An 18,153-nucleotide genomic window follows, 5' to 3' on the forward strand; every position below is an offset into this window, starting at 1 on the left:
CCTTTTCCAAACGGCTCAATATTCGGGCGCCGGCGCCTCCGTGTAGATCTTGGCGAGGAGGTCCGAGCAGAGATTCTCGAGCTCGACGCCGAAGGCCTCCACTCGGCGGGTGTAGATGCTGTGCGCGATGAGGCAGGGGACCGCGATCGCCAGGCCGGCGAGGGTCGTGTGGAGCGCTTCGGAGATGCCGTGAGCGATCGCCGCCCCCTGCGTGGCCATTCCGTGAGTCCCTACGTTGCCGAAGATCGTGATCAATCCGGATAGGGTGCCCAAAAGGCCGAGCAGCGGCCCGATCCCGGTGATGATTTCCAGGATCACTAGGCCCCTTTCGAGCTGCGCGATCTCCGCGCGCGCCTTTACCTGCAGGGCTTCGCTGTTCTCGAACTTCGACCAGGTGATGTTTTGCAGGCAGGAGCGGGCCAGCCGGCTGAGCACCGTTTTCTGGTTCTGACAGAGCTTTTCTACGCGCTCGGGGCTCTCCCCCCATCCCAACTCCTGAATGGCTCGGGCGAGCGGAGCGGGGATGATCCGCGAGCGACGAAGGGCGAAGCCTCGCTCCAGGATCACCGCCAACCCGATGACGGAGCAGCCGACGACCGGGTAGATGAAGATTCCGGCGGCTTCGATAAAGCGGCTTACGGAGCCGAATGCATCAGCGAAGTTCGCGTGCGTGAGCATTTCTCTTGCCTCAGTGGTGGAAGTGAACCGACGCTCAGTCTGCGAAGACCGGTAGGCTTCGGATGCGGCATGCGCCTAACTCCGATAGCATGGGCCTGCCCGGAAAGCCAGCCGAAAATCGCCAGGGGCCCGGAGCAAGCGCGGAAGCAGTCACTGTTAGTAGATCGTAAAGGTGATCTCCTCCCAGAACCCCTGGCCCAGCTGGGTCTTCATTCCTTCGGAGAAGGGCTCGAAAGGAGCGGAAAGCCGCACTGCGTCGTTCGAGATCGTCCGGAGAACCTCGGTGCGCCCTTCCTCGGAGACGATCTGCAGGTTGCGGATGGTGCCGTCGGCCTGGACATAAAAACGCACCTGGACCGATCCGAGGGCGAGGAGAGCCATGTTCTGCTCGACTTCCAGGTACCAGCGCGAGCCGATGGCCCGGTACATTCGGGCCTTGTAACGGCCTAGCTCTGTTTCCCGGGAAGCGGGAGAGGCCGGGCCGATCTCGGCGGTGCGCCCGCCGGAGAGCTGCATCCGATGCCTCGGCATCGAAGCCGGGGAAGGAGGGGGAGCGGGAGGGGGGGTAGCCTCGGGCTCCGGCTTCTGTTCGGGGCGCTGCCGGCTCTCTTCGTTCGGATCCTGGTTGTGCGGGCGTTTGGCTTCGGGCCGGGAGGACTCCTCGGCGATCTTCTCTCCCTGTTTCCGGCTTGCGGCCTCATCGGGCTCTTTCGGCTTCTCCGGAGAAAAGGGGAGCAGCGGCTTGGCGTCCGGGATATCCCGCGGGAAAACGTCGGGGCGGCGCGGGTCGGCGACTTTCGGAGCCTCCGCTTCCTCCTTGACGATTTTCTTCTCTTCCTGTCTCGGGCTCTCCGTGGGCGGCTTCTCCGTCGCCGTCTTGGCTTGCTCTGCGGACTTTTGCGCCGGGTTGGGCTGCGACGGAGAAGACTGCTGCGAGGGCCGGCTCTGCGGGCTCGGGCGGGTGGGTTGCGAGGGGCCGGAAGGGTGCTGCGGAGAGGGGCGGCTCGCCGGCTGATCCTGGTAGGTCATCGAGGCGCGCGGATTCCCCTGCATCTGAGGAAGGGGGGAATCCTTCAGCGCGCCGGATTGCTCGCTGCGTAAAGCGGTGTTCCGTTCCGATTGCAAGGGAGTTCGCGGGTCGACCTTATCGCTCTTCTGCCATTCCTCGGTGGGTATGAAGGTGTCGGGCGAGACTATTTGGAGCATGGTTAGGCTGGGCGGGGAGGGTTGGGGGCGGTGTCGACGGGAAGAGCCGCGATCCGATCCCCGAGGTGACGAGATAGGTGAGAAGAAGATGCAACAAGAGGGAGAGGATCAGGAACCCGCCGATTCGCGATCGTGCCTGCGTCCGCATCAAGCGCCACTCTATCATGCGGCATGGTCGTTGCCTATGAGAGAAGGGGCATGCCGCAGTCCGGCTTTTCCGGCAAAGGCATGGGCGACCCGCGTGCAAAGAGCTGTTTTGAGGCAGGCTTGTCGCTATATTAATAAATTGTGGCGGTGCGCCTCCTGCCTGCTCAAGAAGCGGCTCCTCCCGGTTTGACAGAAGAAAATTCGGATGCGTATGGTGGTCGGCGCTTTTTCATCGCGAAGAATCCCCGGTAGGAAACGGAGACCGTTTTGAAGCTGAGTGACCAAAAGTGGCAAGAGCACGTAGCGGATCGGCTTGGCGTGGTGGCGGGGTTCCAGGACACCTTGGAGCAGATCGACCGGGAGATCTCCCGCCAGGCGGAAGAGATCGACTCCTGGATCCGCCCGCACTTCCGCTCCCTTCTCGCGAGTCGCGGCAAGCGGCTGCGGCCTCTTTTGGTCGTGCTCTCCGCGGGAGTGAGCGGAGGAATCCGTGCCGATCACGTCGCGTTGGCCGTGGTCGTTGAGATGATTCATGTGGCCACGCTGGTTCACGACGACATCCTCGACGGAGCCGCCATCCGGCGAGGGGAGCCGACAGCGACGTCGCGCTGGGGGAACGAGGTGTCGGTCTTGCTGGGCGACACCCTCTTTGCGCACGCCCTACGGATTTGCGCCAAGCTGCCGGCAGGTTCGGTGGAGCGCGTGGCGACTGCGGTATGCACCGTCTGCTCCGGCGAGATCCTGCAGACGCAACGGCGCTTCGATTGGAGTCTCCGGGAGGAAGATTACTTCGAGATCATCGAGCGGAAAACCGGAGAGCTTTTTCGGATGCCTTGCGAGGTCAGCGCTTGGCTCAACGGGGTGCCGGAAGAAGCCGGTCGTGCCTTGGGGCGCTACGGCATGGCCCTGGGAATCGCGTATCAGATTTACGACGATTGCCTCGACCTCTTGGGAAAGGAGGAACTCACGGGAAAGACTCTGGGCACCGATTGGGGAGGCGGAAAGCCGACTCTTCCGATTCTCTACCTGCTTGCTTCGAGGAGCGGACCCGAGCGGGAGGAGTTGATCGATGCCTTCCATCGCGGGCGATTTGCCAGCCGGGAGGATCTATTGCCGCTTCTTGCCGAAAACGGAGTGCTGCCGAAGACTCGCAGCAAGGTGGAGGCCATTCTTTCCTGTGCGCGGAACGAGCTGGCGGGGTTTTCGCCCGGTGAGCCGAGGCGGGCGATGGAAGAGGTCATCGATCTTCTCGGCAATCAGGTCGACCGCTTGATCGAAGGGATGTCGGCGGGGCGCCGAGCCGAGAACATGCTCCCGGGGGGAGCGTAGGGAAGAGACCGAGGGAAAGTGAGGGAAGACGAATGAAGCGAACCTATCAACCATCGAAACGGTGCCGGCTGCGGCAGCATGGGTTTCTCGAGCGGACCCGCTCGCGTACCGGGCGGATCGTGCTCCGGCGACGCCGGGCGAAAGGCCGGTATCGCCTTGTGCCGAAGGGTGTTGAGCGCAAGTTCGCCCGCCATACGGGTGCCTAGCCGGACTCGGCGACCTCCGTCCACGAAGACGATACGAAAGCGCCGCGCCATCCAACTCTTCTTTGCGGCGGGGAAGCCCTTCCATGATAGCGCCCTGCTCCTGCTCGTCCTGCCGCGTGAGACGGCGATCGAAGGAGACGTGTTCTTCGCCACGCCGCGGAAGATCGGCAACGCGGTGGTTCGCAATCGGGTTCGACGCCGGATGCGCGAGGTGTTCCGGCGCTGGATCTGGCGGCCCGACGATCCCTTCATCTACGGATGGATCGCTCGGCGGCAGGCGGCTTTGCTCGACTTCTGGCGTTTGAAAGAGAAAATGACGAGGTTGTCAGCGCGGGCGCACGGAAAGGGAAACTAGGGATGCGTTGGATTGTGGCGGTGTATCGCTTGGTATTGACGCCGCTGCGGCAGACCTTCGGGCTCTACGGATGCTGCCGGCATCTGCCTACCTGCTCGGAATACTGCCTCCAGGCTGTGGATCGCTTCGGGTACCGGCGCGGGCTAGCTCTCTGCCTGCGCCGCCTTGTCCGGTGCCATCCGTGGGGGACCTCCGGGTGGGATCCCGTCCCCGCGAGCGCAGAGGGCGTCCATGGAGCAGACGGTTGCGGCACGGGCGCGGAGAAGATTCCCGGCCGGTCCGATCGAGAGGGCGGCCCGCTTGCCATGGCGCCGGACGCTTTTTGCGCGCTCTGCGAACGAGGCGGGAGGAAGACGGGGGAGGATCGGTAGGTGGTAGGCGAAGGACGGGGAAAGGAGACGATGGATCGAAAGGGATGGATCGGGCTGATCCTATGCGTGATCGGCCTCTTCGCGTGGCAGTGGTATGTGATCACGCACTACGGGCCGCGCCCCACGCAGAGCGCGCGGAAGCCGGGACAAGCGGCGCAAGGCCCGGCGGGGATCCAGTTGCCGCACACAGGGTCCGAAGGGGCGGCGAACGGAGCGGCCGGGGTGATCGGCTCTCGAGAATCCTTCTCGGCCCCGGAAGCTCTCCCTCCGGAGCAGAGGGCCGTCCTCGAGAATGCGAAGATCAAGGTACTTTTCACATCCTGGGGAGGGGCCATCCGCTCGGTCGAGCTCAAAAATCACCGCGCGCACGGGGACGAGCCGCTGGTCCTCAACCGCTTCGGCCGGGAACCGGTGATGAATTTGGCGGGCGAGGAGGGGGATTCTCTGGCCGCCTATCAATTCCGGGCGGAAGGCCGCGACGTAGTCTTCTCTCGAACGCTGCCGAGCGGTGTCGAGCTGCGGCGCCGCTATTGGCTGGGCGAAGGATACGAGATTCGGCTGGAGCAGCAGTGGGTCAATCCCGCCACTCGGGAAACCGTCTTCCCTCGGTGGAAGCTCTGCCTCGGCCTGGCCGAGCCGATCCACCGGCAGGACCCTCCGGCCACCATTGCGGCGAACTGGTTTTCGGCTCAGGGGAAGCTCGGTCGGATCAGCCTTCCGGATTTCGGGCCCGCAGGGATCCTCGGGATACAATGGAGAGGTCCTCGCTCGCTGATCGACAGCCCGAAGGAACCGATGCGTTGGGTTGCGGTAAAGAGCCAGTTCTTCACGACCGTGCTCCTCCCGCCCGGAACCCTGCTTCCCGACCGCCTCGTCTGCGTTCGCGAACCGCTGCCCGACTTCCCCGGGAGCGGGAGCGGACAGCCCGCCGCCGGGCTGAAGGCGTGGGCGTACTTTCCGGAAGTCGTTCTGCCGCCCGGTTCCGCGTTGGCGACGACGTTTACGGTCTATGCCGGCCCCAAGGAGTACTCGTTGCTCAAGAACCTAGGGTCGGGGAGCGACCGGATCCTGGATTACGGTTTTTGGGGCTGGGTCGTGAAGCCTCTGGTCTGGTGCATGGTGCACCTCCATCGGATCATCCCGAACTACGGCCTCGTGATCATCGTGTTCACGCTCTGCATCAAGGCGGTCTTCTGGCCCCTCCAATCGGCGGCGAACCGACACATGAAAGAAATGCAGGCGCTCAGCCCCCGGATGAAGGAATTGCAGGCCAAGTACAAGGATCAGCCCGACAAGATGCAGGCGGAGATGATGAAGCTCTATCGCGAATTCGGGGTGAATCCCCTCGGCGGGTGCCTGCCGGTCGCTGTACAGGTCCCCATTTTCATCGGCTTTTACACCATGCTGCAGAGCGCGGTGGAACTGCGCCATCAATCTTTCTTATGGATCCACGACCTTACCCGGCCGGACACAGTGGCGACCGTGCCGGTTCTCGGGTTGGACATCAACCCGCTGCCGCTCATCATGGTGGGAACGCAGATCATTCTCGCTCGGATGACCTCGCCCGCGGCCGAAAACCCGCAGACCCGCATGATGCAGTGGATGCCGGTCTTCTTCCTTGTCTTCTTTTACAACTTCGCGGCCGCCCTCCCTCTCTACTGGACGGTGAACAACCTCGTCTCGATTGCGCAGACCTATTGGAATCTGAAGAAGCCCGTGCCTACGCTGCATCGGGTCAAGAAGCCGAAGGCCTCCGGGCTTTCCCTGAGGAAATGAGCGTGTAAGGCCGGCGTGGAATCTCCGAAGCAGTTCGACTTTTTGGTCATCGGCAGCGGGCTGGCGGGACTCTTCTATGCGCTCGAGGCTTCGAAAGCGGGGACGGTCGCGATCCTGACCAAGAGGTCCGCGCAGGAGTCGAATACCCTTCACGCGCAAGGAGGGGTGGCCTGCGTCGCGTCGAGCGCCGATAGCTTCGAACTGCATATTCAGGACACACTCGATACCGGGGCCGGGCTCTGCAAGGAAGGGGTCGTGCGCACCATCATCGAGGAAGGACCGGAACGGATACGCGATCTGGCCCGGCTGGGCGTCCGGTTTTCGACGCGGCCCGGGGAGGGAGGCGAAATCTGGGATCTCGGCAAGGAAGGAGGGCATAGCCGTCGCCGGATCTTCCATGTAGACGATGCCACGGGTAGGGAAATCGAGCAGGTCCTGCTGCGCGCGGTTCGGGCCAACCCGCGGATCACGGTTCTGGAGGACCATCAAGCGGTCGACCTGATCACCCTCGCCAAGCTCGGGTATGCCTCCGAGAACCGGTGCGTCGGCTGCTACGTCCTCGACCGGGCTTCGGGCCGCGTCGAAGCCTTCTGCGCGCACCATACCCTGCTGGCGACGGGCGGCTGCGGAAAGGTCTACCTCTACACCTCCAATCCCGACGTGGCGACCGGGGATGGGGTCGCGATGGCCTTCCGGGCCGGGGTGCCGGTGGCCAACATGGAGTTCATTCAGTTTCATCCTACCTGTCTCTACCATCCCCAGGCGAAGAGCTTCCTGATCAGCGAAGCCTTGCGCGGCGAAGGGGCTCTGCTGCTCAACCACGAGGGGCATCGGTTTTTGCTGGACGCCGATCCGAGAGGCGAGCTGGCGCCACGGGACATCGTGGCGCGGGCGATCGACGCGGAAATCAAGCGGAGCGGGCATCCTTGCGTCTATCTTGATATTCGGCGCAAGGGGAAGGAGTTCCTCCGGGAGAGGTTCCCGACGATCTACGCCGCCTGCCTGAGGTACGGCATCGACATGGCGGAGGATCGCATCCCCGTGGTGCCGGCGGCCCATTACCAGTGCGGCGGTGTTGTCACGGATGTCGACGGAAGGACCGAGTTGCCGGGCCTATGGGCGGCAGGAGAAGTGGCGTGCACGGGCTTGCATGGCGCCAACCGGCTCGCGAGCAACAGCCTCTTGGAGGCCATGGTTGTCTCCTACCGGGCGGCCCGCGCGAGCATCGCGGCGGGACCGGTTTCGCGTAAGGTCGCCATTCCCTCGTGGGATGAGGGCTCGGCGGCTGATCCGGACGAGCTGGTGGTCGTGGCGCACAACTGGCGGGAGATCCGGGAGCTCATGTGGGATTACGTGGGCATCGTGCGGACAAGGAAGCGGCTGCACCGTGCTGGCGTGCGCCTCCAGAATCTGGCGAGGGAGATTCGTGAGTTTTACTGGAGCTACCGCCTCAATGCGGATTTGATCGAGCTGCGCAACCTGGTGCTCGTCGCGTCCTTGGTAGTCGACTCCGCTTTGGAGCGCCGGGAGAGTCGCGGACTCCATTATGTCCTCGACTTCCCAGGGCCCGATGATTCCCGGCCGCCGGCCGATACGATCCTCCGGTTGTCGGAGCCTTCGATCCGGGCATGAGCTCCGCTCCCGGAATCCTTCCGGAGGCGGAGTCGGCAGGTCATTGCGGACCGGCGGAAGAAGCCTTCGGAGCCGGCCGGAAGCGGACTTCCAAATCGACCCAGGAAAAGCGAGCCGAGTCGAAACCCTCGATGCGGATCGCCTCGGTTCCGGCCCCGCCGGAAGGAGCGGAAAGCGGAGGATCCGGAGGGGAAGACGCCGTAGAGGTGCGTCCGGAAAAGAGCCACCGGAGAGCTTCGGAAAGTGTGCGTTCCTGCAGGAGGCGCACGGAAAAGGAGGGGATTGTCTCCGGCGGCAGCGGTCGATCGGCTTCCGCTTCTATGATCCACCTCCGGCCCGAGTAGAACACAAGGCTCGGCTCCGTGTAGCCGCTCGCCCGGAAAACGGTTTCCCGTGGAAGAGCCTGCCAGAGCGGGCGGAGTGCCAGCGCCGGCTCCACCCTTCTCAGGGAGGCTCCCAGCAGCCGGAAGCCGCCGGCGAGAACCAGGAGGGCAACGATTCCTATGGCGGCAAGAAAGAGCCGGGGACTGCGGGTCGGGCGGGAGGCCGGCGGCTCCCGGAAGAAGGCTTCTTTTGCGGCGAGGGCCAGAACGCAGAGCGAGAAAAGGATGGCGGCGACCGCCCAAAGAGAATACCGCAGGGGCTCGTAACGGGATTCCCACGGCCGCGCAAGCGTCGCGAAGAGGGCGAAGGAGCCGCCGAGGAACCCGACGCTCCAGACGGACCAGAATAGAGTCGCGGATGCCGGGCCGAGGCGTCCGTGCGTTGTCGCAGCCCGGCCTAGCAGAAGGAAGAAGGCGGGGAACCCGGGCAGCAGATAGTGGGGCAACTGCGTTGCGTACGGCGTGAAGAGGAGGAAAGGAGTCAGAAACCAGGACGCCAGAAAGGCGGAACGGGCGGAGCGGTCTTCCCGAAGCGAGGCAAGAACAGGGCCTAGGAACGCCGACCAGGGGAAAAGGCTCAGGGGGAAGGAAAGAAGATAGTAGCCCCAGAAATGGGGCCGGCCGTCGAAGGATTCGAGTCCGCGGTGGAAAACGTGCTCGCCCATTCCCTGAGACCAGAAGGCCCCGTGCGTCCGGAGGATGGCCGGGATGCCCCAGAGAGCCACGATCCCTGTCGCGACCAGCACGCCCGGGAGGAGATCAAGTCGGGTCCAGGCAACGGGCCTCCTCCAGAGGAGGAGTCGCCAGAGAAGGAGGGTTCCAAGGGGGACGGCCCAGGCAACGGGACCCTTGGCGAGAAAGCCAAGGCCGAGAGCGACCCAAAGCAGCCAGAACCAGTGGCGGTCCCCTCCTCCCAGGAGACGGAGAATCGCCCACTGGGCCACGACGACCGAGACGATCATGGGCATGTCGGCCACGGCGAGCCGGCCGTGGATCAAAACCTGAAGAGAGGTGGCGCTCGCCAGGGCGGCCACCACGCCTCCGCGAAGGCCGAAGAAGAATCTTCCCATCAGAAACATCAAAAGGGAGAGAAGAGCGCTGAAGAAGATCGACGGCATCCGGGCTCCGAGCTCGTTTTCTCCGAATGTGCGGAAGCTGATTCCTATCAGCCAGTAAATCAAGGGAGGCTTATCGAAGCGGTAGGCACCGTTGAAGTAGGGCAGGCACCATTCGTGTCGCTCGCTCATTTCGCGTGCCGCTTCGGCGAACCGCGGCTCGTCGCGATCGATCAGGGGCAGGAGGGAGGAGCCGGCGAGGGAAAGCAGGAGCGAAAGCAGGGCGAAAAGCAATGGGAGCCTCCAGGAGCATGCACCGCTCGGCGGAGATCGGAAGGGCACGGGAGGTTGCGGGGCGGCCTGGGGGACGGAAGGGTCGCTCACGAGCGAAGTATCCCATGGATCGAGGATCGGATCTTGTCAAATCTCCGGGTAGGTGTTTATTCCCCGGCAGCCGGAATGGCGCGGCGTCCGGCAGGCACTTTTTTTGAGGAAAAGGGCTTGCCAACCGAAGCGCCTTTCGGCAAAGTTATTCTTCCTCGCCGGAAATACGGCGGCTCCATGCGGGAAGGCGTGGAGGACGATCTTTGAAAATGGTTTCGCCAAGGCGAAACAGAATTGAATTGTGCGGGACGCCCATAGCAAAAGAGCTTTGTGACGCGCCCGACCTTCGGAAACGGAGGAAGGGCGGAAACCCGGCTTAGGCCGGGACGTCAGCATCATCTCTTCATTACGGAGAGTTTGATTCTGGCTCAGAGCGAACGCTGGCGGCGTGGATAAGACATGCAAGTCGCACGAAGCCTGTCTTCTAGCAATAGGAGGCAGGTTCAGTGGCGAACGGGTGAGTAACGCGTGGGAATCTACTCGGAAGTGGGGAATAGCCCGGCGAAAGCCGGGGTAATTCCGCATGTGGTCCGGTTTCGCCGGATTAAAGCGGGGGACCCGAAAGGGCCTCGCGCTTCCGAATGAGCCCGCGTCCTATCAGCTAGTTGGCGGGGTAATGGCCCACCAAGGCGATGACGGGTAGCTGGTCTGAGAGGATGGCCAGCCACACTGGGACTGAGACACGGCCCAGACACCTACGGGTGGCAGCAGTCGAGAATTTTTCACAATGGGCGAAAGCCTGATGGAGCGACGCCGCGTGGAGGAGGAAGGCCTTCGGGTTGTAAACTCCTGTCACCGCAGAACAAGGTCTTCCGGCCGAATAAGTCGGGAGGCTTGATAGTATGCGGAGAGGAAGGGACGGCTAACTCTGTGCCAGCAGCCGCGGTAATACAGAGGTCCCAAGCGTTGCTCGGATTTACTGGGCGTAAAGGGTGTGTAGGAGGCTAGGAAAGTCGAATGTGAAATCCCTCTGCCTAACGGAGGAACTGCGTTCGAAACTACCTAGCTAGAGGTTCGGAGGGGGAAGCGGAACTCTCGGTGTAGCAGTGAAATGCGTAGATATCGAGAGGAACACCGGTGGCGAAGGCGGCTTCCTGGACGAAACCTGACTCTGAAACACGAAAGCTAGGGGAGCAAACGGGATTAGATACCCCGGTAGTCCTAGCCCTAAACGGTGTGCGTTAGGTGCTGGCGGATTCGACCCCGTCGGTGCCGAAGCTAACGCATTAAACGCACCGCCTGAGGAGTACGGTCGCAAGGCTAAAACTCAAAGAAATTGACGGGGGCCCGCACAAGCGGTGGAGCATGTGGCTTAATTCGATGCAACGCGAAGAACCTTACCTGGCCTTGACATGCAGCGTTCAGTCCCGGAAACGGGATGGCCCGCAAGGGCGAGCTGCACAGGTGCTGCATGGCTGTCGTCAGCTCGTGTCGTGAGATGTTGGGTTAAGTCCCCCAACGAGCGCAACCCCTGTGTCTTGTTGCCGAAAGGCTCTCTGGACAGACTGCCCCCTTCAAGGGGGAGGAAGGTGGGGATGACGTCAAGTCAGGATGGCCCTTATGGCCAGGGCTGCACACGTGCTACAATGCCCGGCACAGTGGGACGCAAGACCGCGAGGTGTAGCAAATCCCCAAAACCGGGCCCAGTTCAGATTGAAGGCTGCAACTCGCCTTCATGAAGCCGGAATCGCTAGTAATGGCGCATCAGCTACGGCGCCGTGAATACGTTCCCGGGCCTTGTACACACCGCCCGTCACATCCTGAAAGCTGGTTGCACCCGAAGCCGCTCTCTCGGGCGTCGAAGGTGTGGCTGGTAATTGGGATGAAGTCGTAACAAGGTAGCCGTAGGGGAACCTGCGGCTGGATCACCTCCTTTCTAAGGAGCAAGTCCGGGTCGGAGAAGGACCCAGATCCTTCCACGACCGTCAGGACTAGGTCGACTTCCCTTGCGAGGAAGCTCGTCAAGGGAAGCGGGAGTCCGCAAGGGCTTCCACGGGCGTCACGCACAATTCAATTCTGCTTCGTAGGAAGTCGTCAGCGTCTGGGCGGGTGCAAAAGATGCACCCCCGCAGAAATCGGGGGCATAGCTCAGATGGTAGAGCGGCAGCTTTGCAAGCTGTAGGTCAGGGGTTCGAATCCCCTTGCCTCCAATTCGTGGCGACACTCGGTATTGCCTTCCCAGGGGCCTGTAGCTCAGTTGGTTAGAGCATGCGCTTGATAAGCGCAGGGTCACTGGTTCGAGCCCAGTCAGGCCCAGGAGTCGAAGGGCAGCGGCATGGAGGCCGGAATCCGCGGGGAACGCGGGAGGTTCTGGCCTTCATTCCCTTGCCGTCGTGGCGAAGCCGTTCTTTGAAAACTGCAGGCAACAGAAGAGAAGCCATTATAGCTTCTGCCGATGTCTTGAAGGGATCCGCGCATGAGCGTGGATGCTCGAGAGACGGCAAAAAAGCTACTAAGGGCGCATGGTGGATGCCTTGGCGCTGAACGGCGATGAAGGACGTGGCTACCTGCGATAAGCCTCGGGGAGCGGGAAGCACGCTGTGATCCGAGGATTTCCGAATGGGGTAACCCGGCGCGAGTAATGTCGCGTCACTTCCGGTTGAATCCATAGGCCGGAAGAGCGAACCCGCTGAAGTGAAACATCTCAGTAAGCGGAGGAAAAGAAAGCGAACGCGATTCCGTAAGTAGTGGCGAGCGAAAGCGGAACAGCCCAAACCGGACGGCTTGCCGTCCGGGGTTGTAGGACCGCCGTATGGGCAGTTGTGCGGTTAGGCGAAGCGGATGGAAAGTCGCCCCAGAGAAGGTGAGAGGCCTGTAGCCGAAAACCAAGCAACGCCCGGCGGAATCCTGAGTAACGCGATGCACGTGAAACTTCGCGTGAAGCAACGCCGACCACGGCGTAAGGCTAAATACGTGTCAGCGACCGATAGTGAACCAGTACCGTGAGGGAAAGGTGAAAAGAACCCCGGCGAGGGGAGTGAAATAGATCTGAAACCATGTGCCTACAAGGTGTCAGAGCCCGAAAGGGTGATGGCGTGCCTTTTGCTTAATGAGTCTGCGAGTTACTGTTTGTGGCGAGTCTAAGTCCTAATGGGATGGAGGCGAAGCGAAAGCGAGTCCGAATAGGGCGTTTAGCCGCAAGCAGTAGACCCGAAGGGGAGGTGATCTACCCATGGTCAGGATGAAGTCACTCTAACCGGTGATGGAGGTCCGAACGGGTGACGGTTGAAAACGTCTCCGATGAACTGTGGGTAGGAGCGAAAGACTAATCAAACCCCCTGATAGCTGGTTCTCCCCGAAATAGATTTAGGTCTAGCCTCGTGCGCTGACTTGTGGAGGTAAAGCACTGGATGGACTAGGGCCCACACCAGGGTACCGAATCTAACCAAACTCTGAATGCCACAGGGCGAAGCACGGGAGTAAGTCGGTGAGGGATAAGCTTCATCGACGAGAGGGAAACAGCCCAGATCGCCGGCTAAGGTGCCTAAATGCAGCTAAGTGGAAAGGATGTTGGGTTTCACAGACAGTGAGGATGTTGGCTTAGAGGCAGCCACCATTTAAACAGTGCGTAATAGCTGACTCACCGAGAGATCCAGCGCCGAAAATGATTGGCGATAAGCTGCATACCGAAGCCGCGGACTTCCGCGGGTTTCGACCGGCGGGAGTGGTAGGGGAGCGTTCCCAGTGCTGTGAAGCGGAAGGGGAACCGACCGTGGAGCGCTGGGAAGTGAGGATGCAGACATGAGTAGCGATAAGATCGGTGAAAATCCGATCCGCCGTAAACCCAAGGTTTCCTGGGGAAGGTTCGTCCGCCCAGGGTTAGTCGGGAACTAAGCTGAGGCCGAAGGGCGTAAGCGATGTCCAGCTGGTTAATATTCCAGCACCGCCGACATTTAAGCGCGGGGGACGCATCGTCGGAGAAGAGCGAGGTGATGAACTACCTTGTCTCGCAAGGGGACCGGAGGGAGCAATCCTGACGGGATTCTTCAAAGACGGTGCCAAGAAAAGCCCGCGTGTATACTAAGGCGCCCGTACCGCAAACCGACACAGGTGGGTGGGTAGAGTATACTCAGGCGCGTGAGTTAAATCTCTTTAAGGAACTCGGCAAATTAGCCCCGTAACTTCGGAAGAAGGGGCGCCCCGCAAGGGGCCGCAGTGAACAGCGTCAACCGACTGTTTAACAAAAACACAGCACTCTGCCAAGTCGTGAAGACGACGTATAGGGTGTGACACGTGACCAATGCTGGAAGATTACGGCAAGGGGTCAGCCGGGCTTCGGCCCGGTGAAGCTCCGAACCCAAGTCCCAGCGAATGTCGGCCGTAACTATAACGGTCCTAAGGTAGCGAAATTCCTTGTCGGGTAAGTTCCGACCTGCACGAATCGTGTAACGAGTTGACGACTGTCTCAAAGAGAGGCTCAGCGAAGTTGTAGTGGCGGTGAAGATGCCGCCTACCCGCAGTAGGACGGAAAGACCCCGTGCACCTTTACTGTAAGCTGTTACTGGATCTTTGCTATGGATGCTCAGCGTAAGTGGGAGACTGCGAAGCCTTCCTTTCGGGGAAGGTGGAGTCGCCAATGAGACACCACCCTTCCATGGTGGGGATTCTAACCAAGCGCCCGGAAGCGGGCCTTGGGACAATGGCAGCGGGTCAGTTTGACTGGGGCGGTCTCCTCCTAAAGGGTAACGGAGGAGTTCTCAAGGTTCCCTCAGCACGGTTGGCAATCGTGCGTCGAGCGCATGGGTAGAAGGGAGCTTGACTGCGAGACCGACGGGTCGAGCAGGTACGAAAGTAGGACCAAGTGATCCGGTGGTTGAATGTGGAATTGCCATCGCTCATCGGACAAAAGGTACGCCGGGGATAACAGGCTGATCGGGCCCAAGAGTCCATATCGACGGCCCGGTTTGGCACCTCGATGTCGGCTCATCGCATCCTGGGGCTGGAGAAGGTCCCAAGGGTCCGGCTGTTCGCCGGTTAAAGCGGTACGCGAGCTGGGTTCAGAACGTCGTGAGACAGTTCGGTCCTTATCCACTGTGGGCGCAGGAGACTTGAGGGATTCACTCCCTAGTACGAGAGGACCGGGAGTGACGGACCGCTGGTGTTCCGGTTGTGTCGTCAGATGCAGCGCCGGGTAGCTATGTCCGGAAAGGATAAGCGCTGAAAGCATCTAAGCGCCAAGCCTTCCCCAAGATTAGGTCTCCCCATCAAGGTCGTGGTAGACCACCACGTTGATAGGCCGCACGTCGAAGCGCAGCAATGCGTGCAGCGAAGCGGTACTAATTACCTGATCGGCTTTTTGGCACGGCAGGCTATGCGGCCGATCTTCTGTTTGCCTGTAGTTTTCAAGGAACGGCTTCGGCCAGGCGTCTGCGGCACGGCAACGACCGGCAGAGGCCTGGTGACCATAGAGACGTGGAACCACCCGTTCCCATCCCGAACACGGAAGTGAAACGCGTCATCGCCGATGGTAGTGCGCCGATAGGGCGTGCGAGAGTAGGTCGTTGCCAGGGTTGGCTCCCCTTCCGCTCCTCGGAGCGGAAGGGGGCTTTTTTTGCGTTGCAGCTGTTGCGGGGAAAGGAGGCCGCGGGTAGCGGCCTCGCTTGTCGGCAAGACCGGTTGACGGGTCGCCGCCGCACGGACGAATTGCGAACCCGCCGGCAAGTTTCGGGCGGCGTAATTCCGAAATTCGCGGGGAATAGCCTCTCGGCCGGATGGGGGAAGGTTGCGAAAGGCGGGAGTTCCGAGGACGCCGTTATGGGGTGCTCGCTTCCGGAGCCGGGCCGGCAGGCCGAGGCTGCGAGGAAGCTGCCGTGGAAGGGGTTCCCGGGTTCGGAGCGGCGGCGGGCGTTTCGGAGGGGGCGGCCGTGGGTTTAGGCTCTTCCGGAAGATATTTGGCGGCCCACCAGCGGGAAGTCCCGCCTTGGGCCGCGCCGAGGGCGATGACGGCGGGTCCGGCGACGAGGAAGCCCGGGCCGGTCGCCGCGACGACGGATCCGACCCAGATCATATTGCCGGCGGCGGCACCGGCCGCCGCGGTGGCTCCTCCCATCTGCAGGGCATAATCGTGGTATTCGAGGATCGCATCCGCCCCCATCTTCTTGGCGACCTTGGCCAAATCGCGGGGTAAGGTGCTCTTCCGCAGGCCGCTGCGGCTATCGTGGATGACTCCGACGATCTTGTACGGGCGCGGAGGCAGGCCGTCGGTCCAAAAGTCGATCCCGTCCACCTTGTGGAGGCTTGCTCCTTTGCCGACGGTCCGCGCTCCCCCTTTGTACGGAATGTAGGTCGTGTTGGCGCAGGAGCAGAAGCAGAAGAAAAGGGGCAGGACCAGCAAGCCGCGAGGCAGGAGGATGCGGACATTCATGAGGAATCGGCCGCTCCTTGGCGGTGATTCTTTTCCGACCGTGCTTTCGACGCAGGCGCCGCTCGGGAATCCAGATAACGAAAGACCCACCAGCGCGAGCTGCCCGCCATTCCCCCGCTAAGACCCGCCGAGGCGGGGCCGGCGAAAGCGAGCCAGGAGGAAGCCGTCGGTCCGTAGGCTTGAGGCAGCTGGTCCGCGTTGGCGCCGAAGCCGCTTGCCGAGGCGGCGAACGAACTCATGGCGGTCGCGTAGGCTTGGTATTCGATGACGCCTTGAGCCCCCATCTTTTTCGCTCGCTTGGCGACATCCTTGAGCAGGGTGGCATGCAGGATCCCGCTCCGATGGTCGTGGATCACGCCGATGATCGTGTAGCGGCGAGTCGGAAGGCCGTCGCTCCAGACTTCGATCCCGTCGATGATCCGCTCCCCGCCCCCTCCCTTGCCCAGCTGCGTGTTCGCTCCGACATAGGGATAGTAATGCGTTTGGGCGCAGCTCCCCAGCAACGTGAGGGCCGCGACCGGCAGGAGGCCGTGCAATCGAAAACGCCTCGAGGAGCGGCTGCTGGGCATAGAGCTGTCGGGTCCGGCCGGTGCCTCCGGTCGCCGTCTTGATTTTCCGCTCGGCGAACAATGCGAGCAAAGGCCTTACAATGTTTAAAATGTGTAAAGAATGGCCCTGTCTCCTGTCAACCGCTTCCCGTCGGCGCCCGAAAATAAGGGACGCCGTCAAAGAATCTTTTTGCCATGGCGCTCCGGGAAGAGTGAAGTGCTCGGATGCATCGGAGAGAAAGGAGAAGAGATGAGTAAAGTTCCCGTCACGGTGGCGTATGGGGATGGCATCGGCCCGGAGATCATGGCGGCGACGCTTGCGGTCCTCGAGGCGGCGGGTGCCGAGCTGGAGGTCGAGACGATCGAGATCGGAAGAGAGGTTTACCTGCGGGGGAACGCGAGCGGGATCGAGCCGGAAGCCTGGGAAAGCCTGCGGAGGACAAAAGTTTTTCTGAAAGCGCCCATCACCACGCCTCAGGGCGGAGGGTACAAGAGCCTCAACGTCACGGTGCGGAAGGCGCTGGGACTCTACGCGAATATCCGTCCTTGCGTTTCCTATGTGCCCTTTGTGGAAAGCAAGCATCCTGATCTGGACGTCGTGATTGTTCGGGAGAACGAGGAGGATCTCTACGGAGGGATCGAGTACCGGCAGACCGGCGACTCCTATCAGTGTCTCAAGATCATGACAAGGCCCGGAACCGAGCGGCTGATCCGCTACGGTTTCGAGTACGCCCGCTCCTACCGAAGGAAAAAGGTCACCTGCTTCACCAAGGACAACATCATGAAGCTGACCGACGGCATGTTCCATAGGGTCTTCGAGGAAGTCGGAGCGGAGTATCCGGAGATCGAGAAGGAGCACTGGATCGTCGACATCGGGGCGGCCAAGCTCGCGGATACTCCGCAGGCCTTCGATGTCGTCGTGCTCCCCAATCTCTACGGGGACATCCTATCGGACGTCGTCGCCCAGCTCGCCGGTTCCGTCGGCCTGGCGGGGTCCTCGAACATCGGCGCCGAATACGCCATGTTCGAGGCGATCCACGGCTCGGCTCCGCGCCGTGCCGGGCAAAACTTGGCGAACCCATCCGGGCTGCTTCTCGCTGCGGTGCAAATGCTCCTTCACATTCGGCAGCGGGGGGTGGCCGAGCGGGTGCACAACGCCTGGTTGCGTACTCTCGAGGAGGGCATCCATACCTACGACATCTTCCGCGAGGGCAAGAGCCGGCAAAAGGTGGGGACCAAGGAGTTCGGACAGGCGGTGATCGCAAATCTCGGAAAAACGCCGCAGACTCTCAAGCCGGTCCATTATGGGGAGGAGACGGAGAATCCACGCTCGAGCTTTCCCTATCGCCCGCCCGAGGAACGGAAGGTCCTGGTCGGCGTCGACGTCTTTGTCGAGTTCCCGGGAAGAATCGACGATCTGGTCGCCCGGCTCCGGCAAATCGGTGCCGAGCGACTCGATCTACAATCCATCGCGAACCGCGGAATGAGCGTCTGGCCTTTCGGATTAGGCGAAACCCTGCTCGCGGGACCTTTCCAGTGCCGGTTTCTCGCGAAGGATGCGTCCTTGGGGCTTTCGCAGCGAGCGATCGTCGAGCTGCTCGGCGCGGTCGAGGCTGCGGGAATTGAGTTCACAAAGACCGAGCTGCTGTATACGTTTAACGGCGTGGAAGGCTTCTCCCGAAGCCAGGGAGCTTAAAACCTCACAGCTCCACGAAGCCT

The 18,153-nt window shown here is 61.7% G+C and carries 11 protein-coding genes, 2 tRNA genes, 3 rRNA genes and 1 pseudogene; 12 read left to right on the forward strand and 5 right to left on the reverse strand.

Annotated elements, in window-relative coordinates:
- Positions 1–15 precede the first annotated feature (15 nt).
- Together MTHMO_RS02450 and MTHMO_RS02455 are read right to left on the reverse strand one after the other, a co-directional pair.
- Positions 16–678 (reverse strand): MotA/TolQ/ExbB proton channel family protein, encoded by a 663-nt coding sequence (locus tag MTHMO_RS02450; protein WP_202213376.1) that lies wholly within the window; start codon positions 676–678, stop codon positions 16–18.
- Between the two features lie 156 nt (positions 679–834).
- Positions 835–1,884 (reverse strand): hypothetical protein, encoded by a 1,050-nt coding sequence (locus tag MTHMO_RS02455; protein ID WP_237394713.1) that lies wholly within the window; start codon positions 1,882–1,884, stop codon positions 835–837.
- A gap of 414 nt (positions 1,885–2,298) precedes the next feature.
- Here MTHMO_RS02455 and MTHMO_RS02460 point away from each other — a divergent pair, with 414 nt between their 5' ends.
- The 6 genes and pseudogenes from MTHMO_RS02460 (at position 2,299) to nadB (ending at position 7,700) form a co-directional block, all read left to right on the forward strand.
- On the forward strand, positions 2,299–3,360 hold the full coding sequence (locus MTHMO_RS02460; RefSeq protein ID WP_202213377.1) for a polyprenyl synthetase family protein: 1,062 nt from the start codon (positions 2,299–2,301) through the stop codon (positions 3,358–3,360).
- Positions 3,361–3,392: 32 nt separating this feature from the next.
- Positions 3,393–3,518, forward strand: a pseudogene (gene rpmH, locus MTHMO_RS02465) (50S ribosomal protein L34); the annotation flags it as partial.
- Positions 3,519–3,558: 40 nt separating this feature from the next.
- Positions 3,559–3,921, forward strand: a complete 363-nt coding sequence (gene rnpA / locus MTHMO_RS02470) for a ribonuclease P protein component (RefSeq protein ID WP_202213379.1) — start codon at positions 3,559–3,561, stop codon at positions 3,919–3,921.
- Positions 3,922–3,923: 2 nt separating this feature from the next.
- Positions 3,924–4,292: a membrane protein insertion efficiency factor YidD gene (gene yidD, locus MTHMO_RS02475; protein WP_237394715.1), complete on the forward strand. Its 369-nt coding sequence runs from the start codon at positions 3,924–3,926 to the stop codon at positions 4,290–4,292.
- 30 nt (positions 4,293–4,322) lie between these two features.
- Positions 4,323–6,068 (forward strand): membrane protein insertase YidC, encoded by a 1,746-nt coding sequence (gene yidC / locus MTHMO_RS02480; protein ID WP_202213381.1) that lies wholly within the window; start codon positions 4,323–4,325, stop codon positions 6,066–6,068.
- A gap of 15 nt (positions 6,069–6,083) precedes the next feature.
- Positions 6,084–7,700 carry an L-aspartate oxidase gene (gene nadB / locus MTHMO_RS02485; RefSeq protein ID WP_202213382.1) on the forward strand — a complete coding sequence of 539 codons (1,617 nt, stop codon included), beginning with the start codon at positions 6,084–6,086 and terminating at the stop codon, positions 7,698–7,700.
- 40 nt (positions 7,701–7,740) lie between these two features.
- On the opposite strand, the gene MTHMO_RS02490 is transcribed toward nadB, so the two are convergent.
- Entirely contained in the window at positions 7,741–9,522 is a 1,782-nt protein-coding gene (locus MTHMO_RS02490) for a glycosyltransferase family 39 protein (protein WP_202213383.1), read from the reverse strand.
- Positions 9,523–9,867: 345 nt separating this feature from the next.
- Here MTHMO_RS02490 and MTHMO_RS02495 point away from each other — a divergent pair.
- The 5 genes from MTHMO_RS02495 (at position 9,868) to rrf (ending at position 15,032) form a co-directional block, all read left to right on the forward strand.
- Positions 9,868–11,398: ribosomal RNA gene (locus MTHMO_RS02495) — 16S ribosomal RNA — on the forward strand.
- A gap of 201 nt (positions 11,399–11,599) precedes the next feature.
- Positions 11,600–11,672: transfer RNA gene (locus tag MTHMO_RS02500), tRNA-Ala, on the forward strand.
- Between the two features lie 32 nt (positions 11,673–11,704).
- Positions 11,705–11,778 (forward strand) — tRNA-Ile (locus MTHMO_RS02505).
- A gap of 186 nt (positions 11,779–11,964) precedes the next feature.
- Positions 11,965–14,823, forward strand: a 23S ribosomal RNA gene (locus MTHMO_RS02510).
- 93 nt (positions 14,824–14,916) lie between these two features.
- A 5S ribosomal RNA gene (rrf, locus tag MTHMO_RS02515) occupies positions 14,917–15,032 on the forward strand.
- The 16S, 23S and 5S rRNA genes sit together here with 2 tRNA genes alongside, the layout of an rRNA operon.
- 242 nt (positions 15,033–15,274) lie before the next feature.
- Here rrf and MTHMO_RS02520 read toward each other — a convergent pair.
- Both MTHMO_RS02520 and MTHMO_RS02525 read right to left on the reverse strand, forming a co-directional pair.
- Positions 15,275–15,886 carry a hypothetical protein gene (locus MTHMO_RS02520; RefSeq protein WP_202213384.1) on the reverse strand — a complete coding sequence of 204 codons (612 nt, stop codon included), beginning with the start codon at positions 15,884–15,886 and terminating at the stop codon, positions 15,275–15,277.
- Complete coding sequence (locus MTHMO_RS02525) at positions 15,883–16,422, reverse strand: hypothetical protein (RefSeq protein ID WP_237394716.1); 540 nt, start codon at positions 16,420–16,422, stop codon at positions 15,883–15,885. The genes MTHMO_RS02520 and MTHMO_RS02525 overlap by 4 nt, the downstream gene beginning before the upstream one ends.
- A 262-nt stretch (positions 16,423–16,684) precedes the next feature.
- Here MTHMO_RS02525 and MTHMO_RS02530 point away from each other — a divergent pair, with 262 nt between their 5' ends.
- Positions 16,685–18,130: an NADP-dependent isocitrate dehydrogenase gene (locus tag MTHMO_RS02530; RefSeq protein ID WP_202213386.1), complete on the forward strand. Its 1,446-nt coding sequence runs from the start codon at positions 16,685–16,687 to the stop codon at positions 18,128–18,130.
- The last annotated feature ends 23 nt before the right edge of the window (positions 18,131–18,153 follow it).

This window comes from Methylacidimicrobium sp. AP8, assembly GCF_903064525.1.
GTDB lineage: Bacteria > Verrucomicrobiota > Verrucomicrobiia > Methylacidiphilales > Methylacidiphilaceae > Methylacidimicrobium.